This window comes from Frigoribacterium endophyticum (genome assembly GCF_011759585.1).
GTDB classification, from domain to species: domain Bacteria; phylum Actinomycetota; class Actinomycetes; order Actinomycetales; family Microbacteriaceae; genus Frigoribacterium; species Frigoribacterium endophyticum.
In genome coordinates, this window is sequence record NZ_JAAOYV010000001.1 from 191,667 (window position 1) to 212,621 (window position 20,955).

Sequence of the window (20,955 nt, forward strand, 5' to 3'; positions counted from 1 at the left end):
CGGAGCTCCGCCGTGCCCTATCTTCGTCACGGCCCACCTCGGGCCCAGCTCCCGACGAAGGACGACCGTGACCGGCCCTGCCCCCGCCCCCGACGCCGCTCCCGCTCCCGCCCCGGCTCCGTCAGCCGACGCGCTGACCGGCACCGCGCCTCCGCCCGTCCGTGGCCTGCGCCGGTTCGGCCGGCCGCCGCGCGTGATGGGCGTCGACGTCGCCCGCGGCGTCGCCGTGATCGGCATGATCGGGGCCCACGTCGGGGTCACCGAGGCGTTCCGCTGGGGCGACGTCAGCACCTGGACCGACCTCGTCCACGGCCGCTCCTCGCTCCTCTTCGCCCTCGTCGCGGGCATCTCGATCGCGCTGCTCACGGGCGGTCGCACCCTCCCGGCCCGGGAGCGCCTGCCGCGGCTGCGCCTCCTCCTCGTGGGCCGCGGCGCCGTTGTCTTCGCCCTCGGCGTCGCGCTCGAGCTGCTGGGCACCGGCATCGCGGTCATCCTCACCCTCTACGGCGTCCTGTTCGTCGCCGTCGTCCCGTTCCTCCGCTGGCGGCGTCGCCACCTCCTGGTCACCGCCGCGCTGCTCGCCCTCGTGGGGCCGTTCGCCCTGACCGTGCTCGGGTACGTGGCCGTCGACGCCTACGGGCCCGGGATCGACCTCGTGCTCTTCGGCAGCTACCCGGTCACCGTCTGGCTCGCCCTGCTGCTGACCGGCCTCGCGATCGGGCGCAGCCACCTGCTCTCGCGCCGCACGGCCGTGCGCCTGCTCGTCGTCGGCGTCGCCCTCTGCGCGGTCGGCTACGGCGTCGCGGGGCTGACCGGGAGGTCCGCCGCGTCGTCGTCCGGCTCCAGCTCGTCGTCGTCGTACGAGGAGGGCGTCACCGTGCCGGGCGGCGACCTCGACCTCACCGACTGGACCTGCTGGTCGTCGCCCGACTACGTCGACTGCTACCCCGACAGCGCCGACGTCTCCGGCAGCAGCGAGTCGACCGTGTCGTTCACGCCGACCGACGCCGGCACGGGCGCCGTCGAGCAGCTCGGCGTGCTGGCGGAGATCCTGCACGACAGCGGTGTCGTCGACGCCGTCGTCGACGCGTCGCCGCACTCCGGCGGGTCGGCCGAGATCGTGGGCAGCGGCGGCTTCGCCATGGCGATCGTGGGAGGCGCGCTGCTGCTGAGCAGGCCGCTGCGGTGGGTCCTGCTGCCGGTCGCCGCGCTCGGCTCGATGCCGCTGAGCGCCTACGCGGCGCACGTCGTCGTGATCGCGGTGACGCTGGGAGCGGCCGGCACCGCGCCGGACGACACGCTCTGGGTCGTCCTCTCCCTGTCGCTCCTCGTGGCCAGCACGCTGTGGGTGCAGGTCGTCGGGCGAGGCCCGCTCGAACGGCTGGCGGCCGCCGGCGCCCGGGCCATGGCGGGCGACCCCCGCCGACCTACTCCGCGGGCGGAGCCGCCTCGAGAGGCGCCTCGACCAGACGCGCCGTGACGCTGACGACGACCTCGTCGGCGTCGGCGCCGAGCTCCGCCACCGTCTGACGGACCACGTCGGCGGCCCGCGCGAGGGTCTGCGGGGTGGGCACCGCCACGTCGGTGGCGACGTGCGCGGCGACGGAGAGCAGGCCGCCGGAGCGGTCGACGTCGACGAGGCCGGTGGGCTCCGCGAGCTCGAGCCCCTCGGCGACCAGGGTGACGGCCGCCTCGACGACGGGGTGCGCGTCGAAGACGTCGACGACGCCGGGTGCACCGCGCAGCGCCCGGGTCAGGGCGCGCGACAGGGCCTGGTCGGTCTCGGCCGTCTCGGGGGCGTCCAGCATCTCGTCGGTCATCTCCGCGCCTCCTCGGTGCCTGTGTCGGTGGGGCCGCCGTCGGGGCCCCCGCCGGAGCCGGTGCCCGTGCCGCGGTCGCCCGGCAGCCACACGTCGTCGACCGTCACGTCGACCGCGGTCACGGCGAGCTCGGTGTGCAGCCCGAGCGTCGCGGCCACGCGGTCGCGCAGCTGGTCGGCCACGGCGTTGAGGTCGAGCCCGTAGCGCACCGCCGCGGTCACGCGCACCACGACGGGCGCTCCCGCCGTGTCGACGTCGCCGTCGAACGAGGTCGAGCTGAGCAGGACCCCGTCGAGGTCGTCGCCCGCGCGGCGCACGAGCCCGCGCGCCGCGGCCTCGGTGACGCTGAGCTTCGTCGCCGGGTCGGGGTGCCCGACCGGGATGTCGCGGCCGCCCACGACCTCGTGGCGGATCGTCTCGAGCAGGCCGGTGATCCAGGTGTCGTCGCGGTCGGGCTCACGCTCGGCCTCGCGCTCGAGGGAGGCGTGCGAGAGTCGCGTCACCCGGTCGAGCGCCTGCAGGTACAGACGGCACTCGGCGGACCCCTCGATGCGCGGGTCGCGCGGCGTCCGGCCTCGGTCGAGGTAGTCGGCGAGCTCGTCGACGGGCACGCCGTCCACCAGCTCTGCCGCGTCGAGGGGCGCGGAGTCGTCGATCGGTGTCATCGCCATGCCTCCATCTCGCCCATCAGGAAGACCCGTGCCCGGGCGATCTGCCCGCGCACGGTCGAGGTCGGCAGGTCGAGGGCCTGCGCGATCTCGGCGTACGAGTAGCCCGCGGTCTCGCGCAGCAACCAGCAGCGTCGCTGGTCGAGGGGGAGCTTGTCGAGGGCCGACCACATCGCGTCGAGCTGGAGGCGCGTCTCGACCTGTCGGTCGGGGGCCTCCGAGCGCGGCGCGGGGCGCTCGTACGCGTCGACGTCGTCGTGGTCGCGGCGCACCCGCAGCCGGTCGATGCTCCGGTTGCCGACGATGCGCATCAGCCAGGCCCGGAGGGTGCCCGGGTCGTCGAGGTCGCCGAGCCGCCGCCAGGCGACGAGGAACGCCTCCTGCACGACGTCGTCGGTCTCGACGTCGGAGCCGAGCAGCCGGCCGGCGAGCACGCGCATCAGGGGGCCGTGACGCCGGGCGATCACCTCGAAGGCGTGCACGTCGCCGTCCCGGGCACGCGTCGCCAGCGTGCCGTCCGAGGCGTCGAGGAGCGGGTCGTCGGCGATGGTGTCGACCTCCCGGGCGATCGGGCGGGGTGCGGCGCACCTCGCCGGGCGGGGCGTCGTGCCCGCGGCGGAGCGCGGGTGGGTGACCCGCACTGCTGTCGTTGCTACCACGGCGGGCTGGGCGGGCGGCGCGTCCTGGCCGCTGGTCGAGTCCGGGGGCCTCGCGATCCGCGCCTCCCGGCCCATGCTCCCCGGACCGCGCTCCCGCGCCGCGCCTCCTCACCGGGTGCGGGGCGCGTCGGGGCGGACGGCCCTGTCGGCCCGTCTTCTGGGGTGTCGGCGCGACCCGTCGATCCCGTCCACAGACACGAATCATCCTCACTGCACGACAGATCCGTGACGAACCTGCCACGTCGCACGTCCTGTCAGTGGTGCCCGCCCGAGGGCGTGCGCACCGGAGAGGAACCGAGCATGACCACGTACCAGACGCTCGCCGTCGCCCCTGCACCCGCCGACGGCCCGGGCGCCTCCGACCGACCCCGCCGGGCCAGCGCCTCCGGCACCGACCCCGACGAGGCCTGCCTGCACTACGAGCAGGTCTGGGGCGGACGCGACTTCCGGGCCGAGGCCGTCGACGGTGCGTTCACGTACCGCTGCTCGTCCGTCGACGACGGGCGCGTCACCCTCCTCACGTCGACCTTCGGCGGGCGGCTGCACGGCGAGGTGCCGTGGCCCGACCGCTACGCCGTCGGCTGGTTCCGCGAGGGGGCCGGGTCCGTCGACCACCGCCGGGGCGGCCACCGCAGCCGCGCCTCCGACCCGTTCCCCCTGCCCACCGAGCTGCCCTACGAGCTGCGGCTGTCGCCGCACGTGCAGCACGTGGTGCAGGTCGAGCCCGGCTTCCTGGAGGAGACCGCCCGCGAGCGACACGGCGGCCCGGCCCAGCTCGTCGTGCTCGACGGCTCGGCGACCCCCGCGCCCGAGGCGGTGCAGGGATGGAGGCGCGCCCTGGCCGCCGTCACCGGCCCGCTCGTCGAGGTGGGCACGTCGCCCCTCCTCCGCGCCGAGGCGCAGCTCGTGCTCGTCCACGCGATCCTCGACCTCTTCCCCTGGAGCGTCTCGGACGTGCCCGCGACCGTCCGCTCCGTCGGCCCGGGCCGCCTGCGCGACGCCGTGGACTTCGTCCACGAGCACGCCCACGAGCCCATCACGCCGTCCGACGTCGCGGCCGCCGCGGGGCTGCACCCCCGCACCCTGCAGCAGTCGATGAGCCGCCAGCTCGGGGCCTCGCCCGCGGCCTACGTGCGGCAGGTCCGCCTCGACCGCGTCCACGCCGAGCTCCTCCGCGCCGCTCCGCGGGAGGTCCACGTCGCCGACGTCGCGACCCGCTGGGGCTTCGGCAACCTGGGCCGGTTCTCGGCCTCCTACGCCCGCCGGTTCGGCGAGCAGCCGCGGGAGACCCTGCGTCGATGACGGATGCGCGGGCGGGATGTCCGCGAAGTGAGTGTCCTCACCTCGCTTCCTGACAGCCGCCTGAACCGCCGTGACACCTGACAACGTCGATGCGTCTGAATGATGAGTCCCACCGACGGGAACACCGCACCACCACCCGGTGGGGCGCCACCAGCACGAGAAGGAGACAGACCATGACCAACGTCACCCCCGCCACCAGCACCGCTGCCGCCAAGCACACCGGCGACGCCGCCGGCAAGAACACCATCGCCGAGGGCGTCGTCTCGAAGGTCGCCGGCATCGCGGCCCGCGAGGTCCCCGGCGTGCACGACCTGGGCAACGGCGCCGCCCGTGCCATCGGCGCGATCCGCAACGCCATCAACCAGCAGGACCGCGGCCAGGGCGTCTCGGTCGAGGTCGGCGAGAAGCAGGTCGCGGCCGACATCGTCATCGTCGCCGAGTACCCCGTCGAGCTCCAGAAGGTCGCCGACGACGTCCGCAAGTCGGTCACCGACGCCATCTCGCAGGTCGTCGGCATGGAGGTCACCGAGGTCAACGTGACCGTCTCCGACGTCTACATCCCGTCGGACGACGCCGACGACGCCGACGACAGCCGCGTCCAGTGACCGCCACCGCCCGAGGCATGCTCGTCGGCGCGGTCCTCGCGCTGACGGCCCTGCAGTTCGGCTTCGGAGGTCTCCTCCTGGTCGCCCTGGCACTCGTGATCGGCTACTTCGTCGGTCGCTTCACCGAGGGCAAGCTGGACGTCCGCGGTGTCGCGGACGCCCTCCGCGGGCGGCGGTCCTCGTGACCGCGGCGGTGACGGCCGACCAGGCCCCCCACGGCCGCACCGTGATCACGTCGCGCGCCGTGCGCCGTGTGGTGTCGGCCGTCACCGCGGAGGCACTGGACGCGAAGGCGTCCGACGTGTCCGTGGAGCTGTCCGACCGTGACGGCGGGCTCACCCTCGTCGCCAAGGCACCGGTGCGGCTCTCCCCGCTCGGCGTGCCGAACCGCACGGCGGGCACCCTGCTGGACCGGCTCACGTCGGCCCAGTCCACCATCCGGCAGCGCGTCCTGCAGCTGACCGGCACCGAAGTCGAACGCGTCGACCTGCAGATCACCGGCGCCGAGCTCAGCCAGAGGAGGCGGGTCTCATGAGCACCAGCAGCACCTACCGCCGCGTCCTCCGTCGCGAGACGCACTCGTCGAGGTCGGGCGTCGCCGTGACCCTGGCCGTCCTGCTCGTCCTGGTGTTCGCCTGGATCGGCACGGAGTCCGTGCTCGCGGCCCTCGGCACCGCGCCCCTGCTCGTCGCCCCGGCGGACGCCGCCTCGGCCGTGCTCGGCGCGGCCGGCGCCCCGGTCGGAGCGCTCACCGCGATCGGTGCCGTCGTCGCGATCGTCGGCCTCGTGCTGATCGTCGTGTCGCTCGCCCCCGGCCGTCGCGGTCGCCGCGCCGCCACGGCGGACCGCACCGCCGCCGTGGTCGACGACCGGGTCATCGCCCGGTCGCTCGCCCGCACGGCGAGCTTCGCCGGCGACGTCCACCCCGACCGGGTGAGCGTCAGCGTGGGCAAGAAGGTCGCGCTCGTCGAGATCGACCCCGTGTCGGGCCGCACCGCCGACCTGCGCAGCATCGAGGAGGCCGTCCGCGGCGAGATCTCGAGCTACGACTACTCGCCGACGCTCCGCCCCCGCGTGAAGCTGTCCAAGAAGAAGGGGAAGGTCGGTCGATGAACGACACCAACCGCGCTCTGAACCGCATCGTCGTCTTCGTCGTCGGCCTCGTGCTCCTCCTCGCCGGTGCCGCCGTCGCGGTCGGCGCGCTGTGGCCCGACGTGCAGCAGACGGTCTCCGACGGCGCGTCCGACGCGACCGGCCCGGTCACGGACGCCCTCTCGGGCGGCCAGGCCTGGATCCTCTGGGTGACGGCCGCGGCCTGCCTCGTGCTGGCACTCCTGCTCGTCGTGTTCATCGTCCGTCAGGGCGGCGGGCGCACCAGCACCCTGCTCGACCTCTCCGAGGCCGAGGGCAGCCACTCGCCGACCGGTGGCCACGTCGTCGTCGACGCGCGGGTCGCTGCCGACGTCCTGGAGGAGGCGCTGTCCAGCACGCCCGGCGTCCTCGCCGCCGACGTCGTCGCCTTCCGCGTCAAGGGCGAGAACGTGCTCCGCGTGACCGTCGACGCCCGCCGCGGCGCCTCGCCGGTCGACCTCCGTCGCGCCGTCGACGAGGCCGTGGCCCGCTGGGACGAGCTGCTCGGCACGGTCACCCCCGTCGTCGTGCAGATCAACGGCGGGCTCCGCACGCAGATGTCCGGAGCGACGCGGCTCGACTGAGCACCGCCCGGCACGACGCACCCGCACCACCGACGCGGCCCTCGACCTCGACCGAGGGCGAGGGCCGCTCTCGGTCCCACGACCTCCCCACCCGCACTCCACTCCGAGCCGCCCGCGCGGCCGACCGCCCGAGAAGGGGCCGCACCATGAGCACCAGCACCAGCACCAGCACCAGCACCAGCACCAGCGCCACCCACCACGTCACCCGGATCGACCTCGACTCCCTCGGGCCCGTCGACGCCTCGTCGCCCGAGGCCGCCCTCGAGCGCACCATCGCGCTCACCGTGCTCGGCACGACGGGCGTCCACGCGCTCGGCACCCCCTCGGCGCGCCTCGTCGGCGTCGTCCGGTCGCGCCTCGGCACGGGCGGCGTGACCGGCGTGACCGTGACGCAGGCCTCGACCGGCCTGCAGGTCGACGTCGCCCTCGTGGCGGAGTACCCGACCAACGTCACGGAGCTCGCCGAGGCGGTGCGCACGCAGGTCGGCCACGCGGTCGGCCAGCTCGACGGCGAGCCCGTCACGGTCGACGTGTCGGTGGTCGACGTGCACGGCCCGTTCGACGACGTCGCCCCCGCCGACGACGCGTCGTCCGACGCTGACGACGAGGAGCCGCGTCGTGGGGGCGACCCCGAGGAGTCGCGGGTCGAGGACGGCGCACCGGCCGACGACCCGAGATCGCTCGGTGAGCGCGCCTCCGATCTCGCCGACTCGGCGAGGACCGCGATCGCGGACGCCATCGACGGCACGGCCGACGCGGTGGACGACGCGTCCGGCGTGGCCCGCGACGCCGCGGCCCGTGACGCTTCCGCCCGTGACCCGAAGGCGGAGCCGGTCACGCACGACGCCGCCGCCGCCGTCGAGTGGGAGCGCGCGGCCGACGGCCACGGCGACGACGGTGACCGCACCGGACCCGTCGACGCCGAGCGCGACGCCGCGGACGCGGCCGTCGACGCCGCCGAGGCCGCTGCTCGCGCCGCGGAGGCCGCGGCCGACGCCGCCCGGGCCGCGGCCGCCGCCGACGACGACGCCCGCCGGGCCTGACCCGGCCCCCGCCCTGACCGACCCGCCCTGACCGACCCGCCCTGACCCGACCGCACGCAGGAGGAACGACGATGTTCGGACGACGCACCACGACCAGCCGCCGACCGCACCGCCCCCGGGCGGTCTGGTGGGCCCTCGCCACCGGGCTGGTGGTCTGCCTGCTCGTGGTCGGCGGGGTCTTCGTGCCCGTGCTCGCCCTGATCGGCGCGGCCGACGGCGGCACCGCCGGTGCGCTCGACGTGCCCGTCGGGTCGATCGCGGGCGCGGCGGCGGTGGGCTTCCTGCTCGCGCTGGCGCTGCTCGGCCTGGTGTTCCTCTCCCGGCACGGCGCCCTGGCGTGGGTGCTGGCGGTCGCGGCGGTCGTCTCGACGCTGCTCGTGTCGCTCTGGCCGCTCTTCGCCACGGCCCTCGCCGGGGTCGACCAGGCCCGCGACGTGTGGCCCTTCATCCAGGACCTCGTGGCGCGGGCGGGCGTCGGCGGCTGACCCGCGCCTCCCGCACCGTCCTCGAGTGGTCACGATCTGCTCCTCCCCGCCTCGGGGGAGAGCAGATCGCGACCACTCGGTCGTGGGGCGGGGGTCAGGTCGTGAGGCGGAGGAGGACGACCACGACGACGACGAGTGCACCGGCGCCCGCGACCGCGGCGACGACCCGCGCGCGCACGACGCCGGCGGCGGCCGCCGGTACCGTCCACAGCATCGGGACGAGCAGCCAGTCGAGCAGGCGGAGATCGGCGGCCGGCCCGGTGAGCAGCCCCGACCCCGCCCCGGCGATCAGGGCCGCCTGGGCGACGAGGAGCACGGCGAGGGCGGCGGAGAAGGCCCCGGAGAAGCGGCTGCCCCGCCGGCGCGTCCGGACGAACGCCCTGACGACGAGGGCGGCGACCAGGCAGGCGACGAGGATGCCGCCGGCGAGGGCCAGCAGCACGGCGCCCAGCCCCTCCCAGCCGCTCGGCGCCGCGACGACGGCCACGAGGAGCACGACGACGACGGTCGCGAGGCCGGCGAGGACGCCCGAGGCCACGGCGGCGAGCGACCGCCCGACGGTCAGCGGCACGGCGTCGACGGTGCCGCGCCAGCCGCCGCCGCGGAGGGCGGGCGGGAGGGTCGAGAGGTCGGGGAGGCCCTCCGGCCCCCGGTCGTCGTCGGTCATCTGCTGCTCCCCGCTGTCGGGCCCCCGGCCCGTCGCCCCGACGCTAGCGCAGCGGCGCCGAGTGGTCACGATCTGCTCCGCCCCGCCCCGGATCGGAGCAGATCGTGACCACTCGATCGTCGGCGGGTCAGGAGTCGCGGGGCGGCCGGGCGAGGTCGGCCAGCGCCTCGAGCGCCTCGCGGATCGCGGCGTCGGGTCGTTCGTCGTCGCTCTCGACGGCCCACCAGCGGAGGGCCGCGTACGTGGCGGCGCTCAGCGCGTCGGCGAGGACGACGATCCGGACCGTCCCGACGAGGTCGGGGCGGCGCTCGGCGATGAACGCCGCGAGCGTCGTCGAGCGGCTGCCCATCTGCGAGCCCACCTGCGTCAACAGCTCGGGGTGCGCCGCGATGATGCGCAGCCGGGCCCGCGTCGCGGCGAGGTCGAGCGCCGGCACCGCGAGGCCCGCGACGAACGCGTCGCCGTAGGCCCGGAGGAGGTCGCCGCCGGGCGGGCTCGACCGGAGCCTGCGCTGCATCTCGTCGCCGACCGGCTCGGCGCCGTCCCAGACGAGGTCGGCCTTCGTGGGGAAGTAGCGGAACAGGCTGCGGCGCCCGATGCCGGCCGCCTCGGCGACGTCGGCCATGCTGACCGCGTCGTAGCCGCGCTCCTCGAAGAGGGCGACGGCGGTGCGGGCGAGCGCCGCGGGGTCGATCTCGGCGGGGCGGCCCCGGGGCGGCCGGTCGCCCGCGGAGGCGGGGGCGTCGGCGTCGGCGGTCGGGGGCACGGTCCGAGGGTACCGGCGGTGCCGACGGTCCCGGTCAACAGCTCGCGGAAAGTACTTGCCAAAGTGGAAAGTACTTGCCTAGTATGGAGGCAGACGGACGGGCACCGAGGCCCGGCCACCACCGAAGGAGCCCCGTCATGACCACCGAGACCCCCGCCTCCGCCCCCAGCCCCGACGAGGCCCGCCGCCTGCTCGCCGAGGCCCACGCGACCGGCCGGCTCACGACCGCCGCGGCCGGCTGGCCCGCCGTCGCCGTCATGCTCTCGCTCGGCACCGCCGTCTCGATGGGCACCCTCGCGATGGGCCTGACGGCCGGCGCGAACTACCTCGTCGCCCTCGTCGGCCTCCTCGCGTGGGTGCTCGTGGTCATCGTCTTCCAGCTCGCGGTGATGCGCTCGACCGCCGCCGGCGCCTCCCGCCGCTGGATCGGCTTCATCGTCGCCCTCTTCGTCGTCTACGTGCCGGCGATGATCGTCGTCGCGGGCTCCCAGGGGGAGGCGGTCGTCGCGACGTGCCTGCTGGCCGCGGCCCTCATGGCGGTCACGGTGGGCTTCGCGGCCGTCGAGGCCCGGGAGGCCCGGCGATGAGCGATCCGCACCCGCGACTCCGCCTCTCCGAGGTGCTGCACCAGCCGGTGCGCTTCTCGATCACCGCCGCGCTGGCGGCCGCCGACCAGCTCGACTTCGGCGACCTGCGCGACGCCGTGCAGGTGACCGACTCCGCCCTCAGCAAGCAGATCAGCACGCTCGAGACGGCCGGTTTCGTCAGGGTCAAGAAGGGCTTCGTCGGCAAGCGGCCGCGCACGACGCTGTCGCTCACCCCGTCGGGGCGGACGGCGTGGGCCGAGCACCTGGCGACCCTCCGCGAGATCGCCGCCGGCTGAGCCGACCGCCCGACCGCCCGACCGCCCGCCCGCCCGCGCCTCGACCGCCCGCGGGTGCACGATGGGGCGGCGGCGCCCTCGCCGCCCCGACGGAAGGACCACCCCCGTGCAGATCGACCTCACCGGCAAGACCGCCCTCGTGACGGGCTCGACCCAGGGCATCGGCCGCGCGATCGCGCTCGGCCTCGCCCGCGCGGGCGCGACCGTCGCGGTGAACGGGCGCACCGCCTCCCGCGTCGACGACGCGATCGCGGGGCTCCTCGACGACGCACCGGGCGCCTCCTTCACGGCCGCCCCCGGCGACGTCTCGACGGCGGAGGGCGCGCTCGCGGTGCAGGGCCTCGTGCCCGAGGTCGACGTGCTCGTCAACAACCTCGGCGTCTTCGGCTCGGCCGACCCCCTCGCGATCGACGACGACGAGTGGCGGCGCTACTTCGACGTGAACGTGCTCTCGGCCGTGCGCTTGATCCGCCAGTACCTGCCCGGCATGACGGGCACCGGCTGGGGTCGCGTGCTGAACATCGCGAGCGACTCGGCGATCGTGACGCCGGCCGAGATGATCCACTACGGCATGTCGAAGACGTCGCTCCTCGCCGTGTCACGCGGCTTCGCGAAGGCGGCGGCGGGCACCGGCGTCACCGTCAACTCGGTCATCGCCGGGCCGACCCACACCGACGGCGTCGAGGACTTCGTCTACGAGCTCGTGCCCCGCGACCTGCCGTGGGAGGAGGCGCAGCACCGCTTCATGGTCGAGCACCGGCCGCAGTCGCTGCTGCAGCGGCTGATCGAGCCGGAGGAGATCGCGAACATGGTGGTGTACCTCGCCTCGCCGCTCGCCTCGGCCACGACGGGCGGGGCGCTGCGGGTCGACGGCGGGTACGTCGACTCGATCCTGCCCTGACGCGCGGCGCGCAGGCGCGGGCGCGGCGCGCGGGCGCGGCGCCGAGGTGACCCGTCCCGGGGCCTCGACGAGCGCCAGTGCCCAGGACGAGTCACCTCGACGCCAGGGCGCCGCCGCGGCTCAGTGCACGCGCCGCCCGTCGACCAGGTGCACCACGGCCACGTCGGGCCCGCGCAGCGACGCGTCGTGCGTCGCCTCGACGACCGTCGCCCCTCGCGCCAGCTCCGCGGCGACCGCCCGCCGGATCGCCGCCGTCGCCGCCGCGTCGACCCCCGCGGTCGGCTCGTCGAGCAGCAGCAGCTCGGCCCGCCGCGCCAGCCCCTGCGCGACCAGCGCGCGCTGTCGCTGACCGCCCGAGAGGCTCGCGAGCGGACGCCCGGCGAGCCCGACGATGTCGAGCGCCTCGAGGCTCTCGTCGACGATCGCGCGGTCGCTCCGGCGCAGCGGGCGCCACGCGCCGCGGTCGGCCCAGCGCCCCATCGACACGGTCTCGCGCACCGTGATCGGCAGCCGGTCGGTGACGGCGCTCCGCTGCACGACGACCGCCGTCGTCCGCCCGCGGGGCCGTACGACGGTGCCCGAGAGGTCGTCGTGCGTCCCGGCCAGCACGCTCAGCAGCGTCGACTTGCCCGAGCCGTTCGGCCCGACGAGCACGGTCAGCCGACCCCGTGGCACGTCGACCGACACGTCGTCGAGCGCCACCGCCCCGTCGTGGCGGGCCGTCACGCCGGCCAGGCGGGCCAGGGGAGGGGCGTCGGGGCCGAGGGAGGCGCGGGTCGGGTCGAGCGGGGCGGCGGCGAGATCGGAGACGGTCACATGAGAATCATAACGAGAATCGTTTTCATGTAGGGTCGCCGAGTGATGTTCCTCCTCGAGCCCTTCTCCACGGCCTTCCTGCTGCGCGCCCTCGTCGGCGGCGTGCTGGTCGCCGCGCTGTGCGGAGTCGTGGGCACCTGGGTCGTCGTCCGCGGCGCGGCCTTCCTCGGCGAGGCCATGGCCCACGGGGTGCTGCCCGGCGTCGCGGCCGCCGCCCTGCTCGGCCTGCCGCCGGTGCTCGGCGCCGCCGTCAGCGCGAGCGTCATGACCGCCGGGGTGAGCATCGCCTCCCGCCGCTCGCGGGTCTCGTCCGACACAGCCATCGGCCTGCTCTACGTCGCCCTGCTCAGCCTCGGCGTCGTGATCGTCTCGCGCTCCCGGTCGTTCGCCACCGACCTCACCGCCGTGCTCTTCGGCGACGTGCTCGCGATCGACGCCGGCGACCTGGGCTTCCTGGCCGTCGCCCTCGTCGTCGCGGTCGCGGTCGCGGTCGCCTTCCACCGCCCGTTCGTCGCCCTCGCCTTCGACCCCCGCGTGGCGCGCACCTCGGGCCTCCGGCCCCAGCTCGCCCAGGTGGTGCTGATCGGGCTCGTCACGCTCGTCGTGGTGGCGTCGTACCAGGCCGTCGGCAGCCTCCTCGTCGTCGGCCTGCTGCTCGGCCCCGCGGTCGCGGCCGGGCACTGGATGCGCCGCATCCCGACGACGATGCTGCTCGCCGCCGCCCTCGGCGCCGGCGCCGTCGTCGTGGGTCTCCTCGTCTCGTGGCACGCCTCCACGGCGGCCGGCGCGAGCATCGCGTTCGTCGCGGTGGCCCTCACGGCCGTGTCGGCGGCGGTCCGCGCGACGGCCACGCGCCTCCGGCGCCCCTCCACCTCCGACGCGCCCGGCGCGTCGACCGCCCTGCCCGCCCCGACCCCGAAGGAGACGGTCCACCCGTGACCTCGCGCCCCGCCCGCCCCTCCCGCCGCCCCGCCCGCCCCTCCCGCCGCCCCGCCCGCTCGTCGACCGCCGGTCGCCGTGCCCTCCTCCTGCCCGTGGCCGTCGCGTCCGCGCTCGCGCTCGCGCTCGCCGCGTGCGGCAGCGACCCGGCGGCCGACACCGACACCGCCGCCGCCGACCCCGACGCGACCGCCACCACGGGGGCAGGCCACGGCTTCGTCGAGGGGGCCGACGAGCTCCAGGAGCCGCAGCTCCGCCTCGTCGCCCTCGCCGACGGCGCCCTGACCGCCCTCGACCCGGCGACCGAGCAGAGCGTCACCCTCGCCGAGGGGCTCGACGCGACCCGGCTCGGCACCGACGGCCGGTACGTCCTGGCGTCGACCGACGACGGCGCCGTGACCCTCCTCGACGGCGGCGCCTGGACGGTGCCCCACGGCGACCACTCCCACTACTACCTGGCCGACCCGCGCGTCGTCGCGGAGCCGGGCGAGATCGACGGCGGCGACGGAGCGGGGGAGGCGCGGATCGCCTCGAGCGCCTCGCTCACGGCCGTCGCCTTCGAGGGCTCGGGGACGGGCGTCGTGCTCGACGGCGAGGCGCTGGCCGACGGCGAGCTCGACGAGCGGGCGCGCGTCGAGGGCCTCGGGGCCGAGGGCGTGCTCGTGCCGCTCGGCGGCCTGCTGGTCGCGAGCACCGCGACGGGCGCCGCCGGCGAGGGCGTGGCCGACGCCGTCCGGGTCCTCACGGCCGGGGGCGACGAGGTCGACGGTGCCCTCGCCCCCTGCCCCGACCTGCGCGGCGCCGCCGCGACCCGGGTCGGCGTCGTCGTGGGCTGCTCCGACGGCGCCGTGCTGGTGACCGAGGGCGACGACGGGTCGTCCGCCGTGGTCGAGCGCATCCCGTACCCCGCGGGCACCGCCCCCGCCGACGTCGCGACCGCGTTCGAGCAGCGCCCCGGGCGACCCGCCCTCGCGGCCGTCGCCGGCACCCGCGGTGCCTGGCTGCTCGACGCCCGGACCCGTGCCTGGACCCTGATCGAGACCCCCGAGCCGCTGCTGCGCGCGACCGCGGTCGGCGACTCCGACGACACGGTCGTCGGAGTCGACGCCTCCGGGCGCGTGGTCGTCCTGTCGCCCGACGGGCTCGTGGCGCAGACCGAGCCGCTGCTCGCCGGCGACCTCGTCGACGGCGCCCTGCCCGAGGGCGTGCGGCTCGAGGTCGACGCCTCGCGCAGCTACGTGGCCTCGCCCTCGACCGGCCAGGTGCACGAGATCGACCACGCCGACGCGGCCCGCGTCGCGCGCAGCTTCGCCCTGCCGGCGAGCCTCCTGGTGGAGACGGGCCGATGAGCGCCGTGCGCACCGCCCTCGCCGCCGCCGTCGCGGCGGGCGCCCTGCTCGCCGCCGCCGGCTGCACGGCCGCCGGCATGGGCCCCGGCACGGGCGCCGCCGGCACCGCCGACCGGCCGCGCGTCGTCGTGACGACGAACATCCTCGGCGACGTCGTCGGCGAGCTCGTCGGCGACCAGGTCGACGTCGTCACCCTGATGCCCCCGGGCGCCGACCCGCACTCCGTCGAGATCTCCGCCCGCGAGGCGGCCGAGATGCTCGACGCCGACCTCGTCGTCTCGAACGGCCTGGGCCTCGAGGAGGGGCTGCAGCAGCACGTCGACGCGGCCGGGGCGGCGGGCGTGCCGGTCGTCGAGGCGGGCGACCTGATCGAGCCGCTCGCCTACGTCGACGGCGACGCGGAGGGCGAGCCCGACCCGCACCTCTGGACCGACACGGGGCGCGTGCTCGACGTCGTCGACGGGCTCGAGCCCGTGCTGGCGACCGAGGTCGACGGGATCGACGTCGACCGCCTGACCGCCGCCACCGCCTCCTACCGGGCCCAGCTCGAGACGCTCGACGCCGAGCTGACCGCGACCTTCGCGGCGATCCCGGCCGAGCGCCGCGCGCTCGTGACGAACCACCACGTCTTCGGCTACCTCGCCGAGCGCTGGGGCTTCCGGGTCGTCGGCGCGGTGCTGCCGAGCGGCACGACCCTGGCGGCACCGAGCGCCTCCGACCTCGCCGACCTCACCGACGCGATCGAGGAGGCGGGGGTCGCCACGATCTTCGCCGACTCGTCCCAGCCCGACCGGCTGGTGCAGGTGCTCGCCGACGAGGCCGACGTCGACGTCGAGGTCGTCGCCCTGCACACCGAGTCGCTCAGCGCCCCCGGCGGGGGCGCCGCCACGTACCTCGAGATGATGCGCTCGAACGAGCAGCTCATCTCGCACGGCCTGTCTCCCTGACCGGCCGCCACCCCGAAGGAAGGACCCCATGACCCAGCGACACCAGCGACACCCGCGACGCCGTCGAGGCCTGGCCGGGCTCGCGCTCACGGCCGGCGCGGCCCTCGCCCTCACCGCCTGCTCGGGAGGCGCGGGCACCGACGCCGAGGCCGGCGCGGGCTCCGAGGCCGGCGGCACCACCGCCTCCGCCGCGCAGCCCCGCGTGGCCCTCACCTACGACGGCGGGCTGCTCGTGCTCGACGCCGACACCCTGGAGCAGCAGGCGGACATCGAGCTGGCCGGCTTCAACCGCGTCAACTCGTCCGGCGACGGGCGCCACGTGCTCGTCTCCACCACCGACGGCTTCCAGGTGCTCGACACGGGCGCCTGGACCACGGCCGACGGCGAGCACCGCGTCGCCGAGCCCGAGCTGACCGACCTCGTCTTCGACGCTCCGACCCCCGGCCACGTGGTGCGCCACGGTGACAAGACGATCCTCTTCTCCGACGGCACGGGCGAGACGACGGTCTTCGACACCGCCGACCTGCTCGACGCCTCGTCGACCGGCGAGCTGCCCGAGACGGAGCAGATCCCGGCGCCCGAGGCCCACCACGGCGTCTCGATCGAGCTCGAGGACGGCACCCTGCTGACCACCATCGGCGACAGCGAGGGCCGCACCGGCGTGCGGGCGCTCGACGCCGACCGCGACGAGGTCGCGCGCAGCGAGGAGTGCCCGTCGGTGCACGGCGAGGGGACGACGGCCGACGAGGTGGCCGTGTTCGGCTGCAGCGACGGCGTGCTGGTCTACGACGACGGCACGTTCACCAAGCTGCCCGCCGCGGACGCCTACGGCCGCACGGGCAACGCGTACGTCACCGACTCGTCGCCGGTGATGTTCGGCGACTACAACTCGGACCCCGACTCCGAGGGCTACGAGCTCACGCAGCTGACGATGGTCGACACCGCGGCGAAGTCGTCGAGCGTGGTCGACCTGCCCGAGGGCGTCGCCTACACCTGGAAGGGCGTCGCCCGCACCGCCGACGACGACGTGCTCGTGCTCGGCACCGACGGGGCGCTGCACCGCCTCGACGGCCAGACCGGCGAGGCCACCGACTCGTGGCCGGTCATCGACCCGTGGACGGGCCCGGCCGAGTGGCAGGACTCGCACCCGAGCCTGACCGTGGTCGGCGACTCGGCGTGGGTCACCGACGCGGCGACGCGCTCGATCCACCGCGTCGACGCGGCGACCGGCGAGGTGCTGGCCTCGGCCGAGCTGCCGGCCGCGCCGAACGAGATCGCCGTCGTCACGGGCTGACGCCCGAGCGACGAGCCGACGCCCCGGGGAGGCGCGGTGCCGGTGCGACCGGCAGCGCGCCTCCCCGGGGTTCGTCCGTCCCGGAGCGCCCGCGCCTCAGGCCGTCGGCTCGGTGACGACGTGGTGCCGTCCGAGCGGGAGCATCATCGGCGCGCCCGTCGTGGGGTCGGCGACCACACGGCTGTCGAGGCCGAACACGGCTCGGACGCAGTCCTCCGTCAGCACCTCGGCGGGGGCGCCCGCGGCGTGCACCCGGCCCGCCGCCAGGGCGACGAGGTGGTCGGCGTAGCGCGCCGCGAGGTTGAGGTCGTGCAGCACCATGACGATCGTCGTGCCGCGGCGACGGTTGAGGTCGGTCAGCAGGTCGAGCACCTCGACCTGGTGGCTGACGTCGAGGAAGGTCGTCGGCTCGTCGAGCAGCAGCACGTCGGTCTGCTGGGCGAGCGCCATGGCGATCCAGACGCGCTGGCGCTGGCCGCCCGAGAGCTCGTCGACCGACCGGTCGGCGAGGGCGGTCGTCTCAGTGGCCTCGAGGGCCTCGGCGACGGCGCGGTCGTCGTCGCTGCTCCAGCGCGAGAGGAGGCCCTGGTGCGGGTGGCGACCCCGGCCGACGAGGTCGGCGACCGTGATGCCCTCCGGCGCGACGGGCGACTGCGGCAGCAGGCCGAGGGTGCGGGCGAGCTGCCGGGCGGGGGTGCGGTGCACCTCGCGCCCGTCGAGCACGACCTGCCCCGACCGGGGCTTGAGGAGGCGCGACATCGACCGCAGGAGCGTCGACTTGCCGCAGGCGTTGGCCCCGACGATGGCGGTGATCCGCCCGGGCGGCACGACGAGGCTGAGGTCGTCGACGACGGTGAGCTCGCCGTAGCCGAGGGTGAGGTGCTCGGCGTCGAGCGTGTGGTCGGCGGTCACAGGGAGCCTCCCGATCGGTTGGTGCGGACGATGAGCCAGATCAGGTACGGAGCGCCGAGCACGCCGGTGACGACCCCGACCGGGAAGCGTGTGCCGAGCGCGTACTGCCCGACGACGTCGGCGACGAGCACGAGCAGGGCGCCGACGAGCGCCGAGGGCACGAGCAGCGACCCGCTCGGCCCCACGAGGCGCGCCGCGATGGGGCCGCTGAGGAAGGCCACGAACGCGATCGGCCCGCAGGCGGCCGTCGCGAACGAGATGAGCCCGACCGCGGCGACGATGACCACGAGGCGGGTGCGGTCGACCCGCACCCCGAGCGCCGACGCGGCGTCGTCGCCGAGCTGCGTCGCAGCGAGGTCGCGCGAGCGGCTGAGCAGCAGCGGCGTCAGCACGACGAGGGCCACGAGCACGGGCACGACCTGGGGCCAGCTGCTGCCGTTGAGGCTGCCGGTGAGCCAGCGGGTCGCCTCCTGCAGGTCCCACTGTGCGGCGTTCGACAGCACGTACGCCGTCAGGCTGTCGAGCATCGCGGCGACGCCGATGCCGACGAGCACGAGCCGAGTGCCGGCGACCCCGCCGGGCTTCGACAGCAGGTAGACGAGCACCGCGACCGCGAGGCCGGCGGCGATGGCGAAGGCCGAGACCTGGCCGTCGTCGAGCGACAGCGTCACGATGGCGAAGGCGGCGGCGGCGCTGGCCCCCGAGCTGATGCCGATGATGTCGGGGCTCGCGAGCGGGTTGCGGAGCATCGTCTGGAAGGTCACGCCGCCGAGGCCGAAGCAGAGGCCCGCGGCCACGGCGAGCACCGCGCGGGGGAGGCGGAGGCGGCCGACCGTGAAGGTCGCGCCGGGCACGTCCTGCCCGAGCACCACGCCCAGCACCTCGCCGGGCCCGTAGAAGGTGCGGCCGACCATGAGGCTCAGCACGAAGAAGACGACGAGGGCGGCGACGAGCACGCCGACCACGGCGCGGCGTCGGCGGCCCCGCCGGGCACGGCCCGCGGCGACCGAGGCGGCGACGGCGTCGAGGCGGCTCGAGCCGGGGCGGGCGGGCTCGCCGCCGGGGCCGCGGGGCGGCACGGGCGTCGCCGCCCGGAGGTCGGTCGGCGCGCTCACAGGGCCTTCACCTTCGAGCGTCGGACGATCCAGATGAACACGGGCGCTCCGATCAGGGCGGTGACGATCCCGACGTCGATCTCGGCCGGGCGGGCCACGACGCGGCCGACGACGTCGGCGCCCGTGAGCAGCACGGCGCCGGCGACGGCCGAGAAGGGCAGCAGCCAGCGGTGGTCGACGCCGGTGAGCAGCCGGCAGGCGTGCGGCACGACGAGGCCGACGAAGCCGATCGGGCCGGTGACGGCGGTGGCCGCCCCGCAGAGCACGACGGCGCCGAGGGCGGCGGCCCCGCGGGCGACGGCGACGCGCTCGCCGAGGCCGGCTGCGAGGTCGTCGCCGAGGGCGAGGGAGTTGAGGGCCTTGGCCGAGAGCAGGCAGACGACGACGCCCACGACGAGGAAGGGCGCGACCTGCTCGAGGCTCGCCCAGGTGCCGCCGCCGACCCCGCCGATCTGCCACGAGCGGATGCTCGACGCGATGTCGCCGCGGGGCAGCGCGATCGCGGTGATGAACGACGCCAGGGCGGCCGAGGTGGCCGCGCCGGCGAGCGCGAGCTTGAGCGGCGTCGCCCCGCCCCGGCCGAGCGAGCCGATCGCGTAGACGACCAGCGCCGTGGCGCCGGCGCCCGCGACGGCGACCCAGATCGTCGTGGTCGAGGCGCTGAGGCCGAAGAACGCGATGCCCGCGACGACGGCGAGGGAGGCGCCGGTGTTGACCCCGAGGATCCCCGGGTCGGCCAGGGGGTTGCGTGTCACGCCCTGCATCACGGCGCCGGAGACGGCGAGGGCCGCGCCCGCCGCGACGGCGAGCACGGTGCGCGGCACCCGTTTCGCGACCGACGCGCGGTCGAAGCCGTCGGTCGCGCCGCCGAGGGCGGCCCACACGTCGGCGAGCGACACGTCGCGCGAGCCGACCGTCACGCTGAGCAGCACCACGCCGACCAGCACGGCCACCAGCACGAGCAGCCAGACGGCGCGCAGACGCCGCGGGCGTCGCACGACGGCGACGCCCGCGGCGGGCAGCGGGGGGGCTGTGGTCACTACGACTTCGCGGCGGCCTGCGAGAGGAGGTCGACGTAGTCGTCGAGGATCCACGAGATCGACAGCGGCGTCGGGTTGGCGGCCGTGCCGAGCGGGGTGGTGCCGGGCAGGGCGACGATGGCGCCGTTCTTCACCGCGGGCATCTGCGAGAGCACGGGGTCGGCCTCGAGGGCGTCGACGAGGGTCTCGTCGCCGTAGGTGACGATCACGTCGACGTCGTCGAACGCGTCGGCCTGCTCGGCGCTCTGCGTCAGCGAGAACAGCTCGGTCGCGTCGCTCGCCTCGGTGATGCTGCCGGGCTGCTCGAGGCCGAGGTCGTCGAAGAACTGCACGCGGGTGTCGTGCGTCGTGTAGAAGCTGACCTCGCTGAGGTCGCCGGTGTCGACGTGGGTGAGGAACATCGCCGAGGTGCCGGCGAGCTCGGGGTGGGCGTCGGCGGTGTCGCTGATCTCGGACTCGAGGTCGCTGACCAGCTGCTCGCCCTCGTCGGCCATGCCCATGGCCTCGCTGTTGAGCTCGATCATGTCGCGCCAGGCGGTGCCCCACGCGGTCTCGGGGTAGGCGACGACGGGCGCGATCTCGCTGAGGGTGTCGTAGTCCTCCTGCGTCAGGCCCGAGTACGCGGCGAGGATGACGTCGGGGTCGGTGTCGGCCACGGCCTCGAAGTCGATGCCGTCGGTCTCGTCGAAGAGCACGGGGGTCTCGGCGTCGAGCTCGGTGAGCTTCTCCTCGACCCAGGGCAGCAGGCCGTCGCCGTCGTCGTCGCCGAAGTTCGCGGCGGCCATCCCGACGGGCACGACGCCGAGGGCCAGCGGCACCTCGTGGTTCGCCCAGGCGACCGTGGCGACGCGCTCGGGCTTCGTCTCGATCGTCGTCGTGCCGAGGGCGTGCTCGATCGTGATCGGCGTGAACCCGGACGACCCCGAGGAGGCGTCGGTCGAGTCGCCGGCGTCGGCGGAGCACCCGGCGAGGCCGAGGGCGAGGGCGGATGCTGCGCTGATCGCGAGCAGGCGCGTGGTGCGGGGCATG

General features: G+C 75.6%; 26 protein-coding genes. 16 read left to right on the forward strand and 10 right to left on the reverse strand.

The window, feature by feature from the left end:
• Positions 1 to 67 precede the first annotated feature (67 nt).
• Complete coding sequence (locus tag FHR77_RS00970; RefSeq protein ID WP_341777166.1) at positions 68 to 1,480, forward strand: heparan-alpha-glucosaminide N-acetyltransferase domain-containing protein; 1,413 nt, start codon at positions 68 to 70, stop codon at positions 1,478 to 1,480.
• Here the strand turns inward: FHR77_RS00970 and FHR77_RS00975 are convergent.
• From FHR77_RS00975 to FHR77_RS00985, 3 genes are read right to left on the reverse strand one after another with little or no spacing between them, the layout of a single operon-like run.
• A complete protein-coding gene (locus FHR77_RS00975; RefSeq protein WP_167258107.1) occupies positions 1,428 to 1,820 on the reverse strand; it encodes a hypothetical protein in 393 nt (130 codons plus the stop codon). The genes FHR77_RS00970 and FHR77_RS00975 overlap by 53 nt on opposite strands.
• Entirely contained in the window at positions 1,817 to 2,485 is a 669-nt protein-coding gene (locus tag FHR77_RS00980) for an Asp23/Gls24 family envelope stress response protein (protein ID WP_167258109.1), read from the reverse strand. The genes FHR77_RS00975 and FHR77_RS00980 overlap by 4 nt, the downstream gene beginning before the upstream one ends.
• Complete coding sequence (locus FHR77_RS00985; protein ID WP_341777167.1) at positions 2,482 to 3,129, reverse strand: RNA polymerase sigma factor; 648 nt, start codon at positions 3,127 to 3,129, stop codon at positions 2,482 to 2,484. Before FHR77_RS00985 ends, FHR77_RS00980 begins: the two co-directional genes overlap by 4 nt.
• A gap of 318 nt (positions 3,130 to 3,447) precedes the next feature.
• Here FHR77_RS00985 and FHR77_RS00990 point away from each other — a divergent pair, with 318 nt between their 5' ends.
• The 8 genes from FHR77_RS00990 (at position 3,448) to FHR77_RS01025 (ending at position 8,297) form a co-directional block, all read left to right on the forward strand.
• Positions 3,448 to 4,449, forward strand: coding sequence for a helix-turn-helix transcriptional regulator (locus tag FHR77_RS00990; RefSeq protein WP_167258113.1), 1,002 nt, complete (start codon positions 3,448 to 3,450; stop codon positions 4,447 to 4,449).
• A 173-nt stretch (positions 4,450 to 4,622) separates the two neighbouring features.
• Positions 4,623 to 5,054, forward strand: a complete 432-nt coding sequence (locus FHR77_RS00995) for an Asp23/Gls24 family envelope stress response protein (protein WP_167258115.1) — start codon at positions 4,623 to 4,625, stop codon at positions 5,052 to 5,054.
• Positions 5,051 to 5,239: a DUF2273 domain-containing protein gene (locus FHR77_RS01000; RefSeq protein ID WP_167258117.1), complete on the forward strand. Its 189-nt coding sequence runs from the start codon at positions 5,051 to 5,053 to the stop codon at positions 5,237 to 5,239. The genes FHR77_RS00995 and FHR77_RS01000 overlap by 4 nt, the downstream gene beginning before the upstream one ends.
• Entirely contained in the window at positions 5,236 to 5,589 is a 354-nt protein-coding gene (locus FHR77_RS01005) for a hypothetical protein (protein ID WP_167258119.1), read from the forward strand. The genes FHR77_RS01000 and FHR77_RS01005 overlap by 4 nt, the downstream gene beginning before the upstream one ends.
• Positions 5,586 to 6,167: an Asp23/Gls24 family envelope stress response protein gene (locus tag FHR77_RS01010; RefSeq protein ID WP_056052398.1), complete on the forward strand. Its 582-nt coding sequence runs from the start codon at positions 5,586 to 5,588 to the stop codon at positions 6,165 to 6,167. Before FHR77_RS01005 ends, FHR77_RS01010 begins: the two co-directional genes overlap by 4 nt.
• The gene (locus tag FHR77_RS01015) at positions 6,164 to 6,769 is read left to right on the forward strand and encodes a hypothetical protein (RefSeq protein WP_167258121.1); all 606 of its coding nucleotides are present in this window, start codon (positions 6,164 to 6,166) and stop codon (positions 6,767 to 6,769) included. The genes FHR77_RS01010 and FHR77_RS01015 overlap by 4 nt, the downstream gene beginning before the upstream one ends.
• Positions 6,770 to 6,915: 146 nt before the next feature.
• Positions 6,916 to 7,812, forward strand: coding sequence for an Asp23/Gls24 family envelope stress response protein (locus FHR77_RS01020; protein ID WP_167258132.1), 897 nt, complete (start codon positions 6,916 to 6,918; stop codon positions 7,810 to 7,812).
• Positions 7,813 to 7,883: 71 nt separating this feature from the next.
• Positions 7,884 to 8,297, forward strand: coding sequence for a hypothetical protein (locus tag FHR77_RS01025; RefSeq protein WP_056052408.1), 414 nt, complete (start codon positions 7,884 to 7,886; stop codon positions 8,295 to 8,297).
• Positions 8,298 to 8,391: 94 nt separating this feature from the next.
• On the opposite strand, the gene FHR77_RS01030 is transcribed toward FHR77_RS01025, so the two are convergent.
• Positions 8,392 to 8,964, reverse strand: coding sequence for a hypothetical protein (locus FHR77_RS01030; RefSeq protein ID WP_167258134.1), 573 nt, complete (start codon positions 8,962 to 8,964; stop codon positions 8,392 to 8,394).
• A gap of 127 nt (positions 8,965 to 9,091) precedes the next feature.
• Positions 9,092 to 9,730 carry a TetR family transcriptional regulator gene (locus FHR77_RS16505; RefSeq protein WP_167258136.1) on the reverse strand — a complete coding sequence of 213 codons (639 nt, stop codon included), beginning with the start codon at positions 9,728 to 9,730 and terminating at the stop codon, positions 9,092 to 9,094.
• A 137-nt stretch (positions 9,731 to 9,867) separates the two neighbouring features.
• On the opposite strand from FHR77_RS16505, the gene FHR77_RS01040 reads away from it, so the two are divergent.
• The 3 genes from FHR77_RS01040 to FHR77_RS01050 all read left to right on the forward strand — a co-directional run bounded on the left by FHR77_RS01040 (position 9,868) and on the right by FHR77_RS01050 (position 11,514).
• The gene (locus FHR77_RS01040; RefSeq protein ID WP_167258138.1) at positions 9,868 to 10,317 is read left to right on the forward strand and encodes a hypothetical protein; all 450 of its coding nucleotides are present in this window, start codon (positions 9,868 to 9,870) and stop codon (positions 10,315 to 10,317) included.
• Positions 10,314 to 10,613, forward strand: a complete 300-nt coding sequence (locus tag FHR77_RS01045) for a winged helix-turn-helix domain-containing protein (protein ID WP_167258140.1) — start codon at positions 10,314 to 10,316, stop codon at positions 10,611 to 10,613. The genes FHR77_RS01040 and FHR77_RS01045 overlap by 4 nt, the downstream gene beginning before the upstream one ends.
• 106 nt (positions 10,614 to 10,719) lie before the next feature.
• Positions 10,720 to 11,514, forward strand: a complete 795-nt coding sequence (locus FHR77_RS01050) for an SDR family oxidoreductase (protein ID WP_167258142.1) — start codon at positions 10,720 to 10,722, stop codon at positions 11,512 to 11,514.
• A gap of 120 nt (positions 11,515 to 11,634) precedes the next feature.
• Here FHR77_RS01050 and aztA read toward each other — a convergent pair whose 3' ends face one another.
• Entirely contained in the window at positions 11,635 to 12,330 is a 696-nt protein-coding gene (aztA, locus tag FHR77_RS01055; RefSeq protein ID WP_341777168.1) for a zinc ABC transporter ATP-binding protein AztA, read from the reverse strand.
• A gap of 45 nt (positions 12,331 to 12,375) precedes the next feature.
• On the opposite strand from aztA, the gene aztB reads away from it, so the two are divergent.
• The 4 genes from aztB to aztD are packed head-to-tail and all read left to right on the forward strand — an operon-like array spanning position 12,376 to position 16,859.
• A complete protein-coding gene (gene aztB / locus FHR77_RS01060) occupies positions 12,376 to 13,269 on the forward strand; it encodes a zinc ABC transporter permease AztB (protein ID WP_208380449.1) in 894 nt (297 codons plus the stop codon).
• Positions 13,266 to 14,618, forward strand: coding sequence for an ABC transporter (locus FHR77_RS01065; RefSeq protein WP_167258146.1), 1,353 nt, complete (start codon positions 13,266 to 13,268; stop codon positions 14,616 to 14,618). The genes aztB and FHR77_RS01065 overlap by 4 nt, the downstream gene beginning before the upstream one ends.
• A gap of 5 nt (positions 14,619 to 14,623) precedes the next feature.
• Complete coding sequence (gene aztC / locus FHR77_RS01070) at positions 14,624 to 15,565, forward strand: zinc ABC transporter substrate-binding protein AztC (RefSeq protein ID WP_167259394.1); 942 nt, start codon at positions 14,624 to 14,626, stop codon at positions 15,563 to 15,565.
• 28 nt (positions 15,566 to 15,593) lie between these two features.
• Positions 15,594 to 16,859, forward strand: coding sequence for a zinc metallochaperone AztD (gene aztD, locus FHR77_RS01075; RefSeq protein WP_167258147.1), 1,266 nt, complete (start codon positions 15,594 to 15,596; stop codon positions 16,857 to 16,859).
• A 96-nt stretch (positions 16,860 to 16,955) separates the two neighbouring features.
• Here the strand turns inward: aztD and FHR77_RS01080 are convergent, their stop codons facing one another.
• From FHR77_RS01080 to FHR77_RS01095, 4 genes are read right to left on the reverse strand one after another with little or no spacing between them, the layout of a single operon-like run.
• Entirely contained in the window at positions 16,956 to 17,771 is an 816-nt protein-coding gene (locus FHR77_RS01080; protein ID WP_167258149.1) for an ATP-binding cassette domain-containing protein, read from the reverse strand.
• Positions 17,768 to 18,886, reverse strand: a complete 1,119-nt coding sequence (locus tag FHR77_RS01085) for a FecCD family ABC transporter permease (protein WP_341777169.1) — start codon at positions 18,884 to 18,886, stop codon at positions 17,768 to 17,770. Before FHR77_RS01085 ends, FHR77_RS01080 begins: the two co-directional genes overlap by 4 nt.
• On the reverse strand, positions 18,883 to 19,926 hold the full coding sequence (locus FHR77_RS01090) for a FecCD family ABC transporter permease (RefSeq protein ID WP_200931959.1): 1,044 nt from the start codon (positions 19,924 to 19,926) through the stop codon (positions 18,883 to 18,885). Before FHR77_RS01090 ends, FHR77_RS01085 begins: the two co-directional genes overlap by 4 nt.
• On the reverse strand, positions 19,926 to 20,954 hold the full coding sequence (locus FHR77_RS01095; RefSeq protein WP_056052442.1) for an iron-siderophore ABC transporter substrate-binding protein: 1,029 nt from the start codon (positions 20,952 to 20,954) through the stop codon (positions 19,926 to 19,928). Before FHR77_RS01095 ends, FHR77_RS01090 begins: the two co-directional genes overlap by 1 nt.
• Position 20,955: the final 1 nt, after the last annotated feature.

Bases quoted from the DNA above. Each gene is read 5' to 3' on its own strand.
- FHR77_RS01040 (WP_167258138.1), top strand. From the start codon at position 9,868: ATGACCACCGAGACCCCCGCCTCCGCCCCCAGCCCCGACGAGGCCCGC.
- aztB (WP_208380449.1), top strand. From the start codon at position 12,376: ATGTTCCTCCTCGAGCCCTTCTCCACGGCCTTCCTGCTGCGCGCCCTC.
- FHR77_RS00990 (WP_167258113.1), top strand. From the start codon at position 3,448: ATGACCACGTACCAGACGCTCGCCGTCGCCCCTGCACCCGCCGACGGC.
- FHR77_RS01095 (WP_056052442.1), bottom strand. From the start codon at position 20,954: ATGCCCCGCACCACGCGCCTGCTCGCGATCAGCGCAGCATCCGCCCTC.
- aztD (WP_167258147.1), top strand. From the start codon at position 15,594: ATGACCCAGCGACACCAGCGACACCCGCGACGCCGTCGAGGCCTGGCC.
- FHR77_RS01015 (WP_167258121.1), top strand. From the start codon at position 6,164: ATGAACGACACCAACCGCGCTCTGAACCGCATCGTCGTCTTCGTCGTC.
- FHR77_RS01045 (WP_167258140.1), top strand. From the start codon at position 10,314: ATGAGCGATCCGCACCCGCGACTCCGCCTCTCCGAGGTGCTGCACCAG.
- FHR77_RS00975 (WP_167258107.1), bottom strand. From the start codon at position 1,820: ATGACCGACGAGATGCTGGACGCCCCCGAGACGGCCGAGACCGACCAG.
- FHR77_RS00980 (WP_167258109.1), bottom strand. From the start codon at position 2,485: ATGACACCGATCGACGACTCCGCGCCCCTCGACGCGGCAGAGCTGGTG.
- FHR77_RS00995 (WP_167258115.1), top strand. From the start codon at position 4,623: ATGACCAACGTCACCCCCGCCACCAGCACCGCTGCCGCCAAGCACACC.
- FHR77_RS01020 (WP_167258132.1), top strand. From the start codon at position 6,916: ATGAGCACCAGCACCAGCACCAGCACCAGCACCAGCACCAGCGCCACC.
- FHR77_RS01030 (WP_167258134.1), bottom strand. From the start codon at position 8,964: ATGACCGACGACGACCGGGGGCCGGAGGGCCTCCCCGACCTCTCGACC.
- FHR77_RS01025 (WP_056052408.1), top strand. From the start codon at position 7,884: ATGTTCGGACGACGCACCACGACCAGCCGCCGACCGCACCGCCCCCGG.
- FHR77_RS01010 (WP_056052398.1), top strand. From the start codon at position 5,586: ATGAGCACCAGCAGCACCTACCGCCGCGTCCTCCGTCGCGAGACGCAC.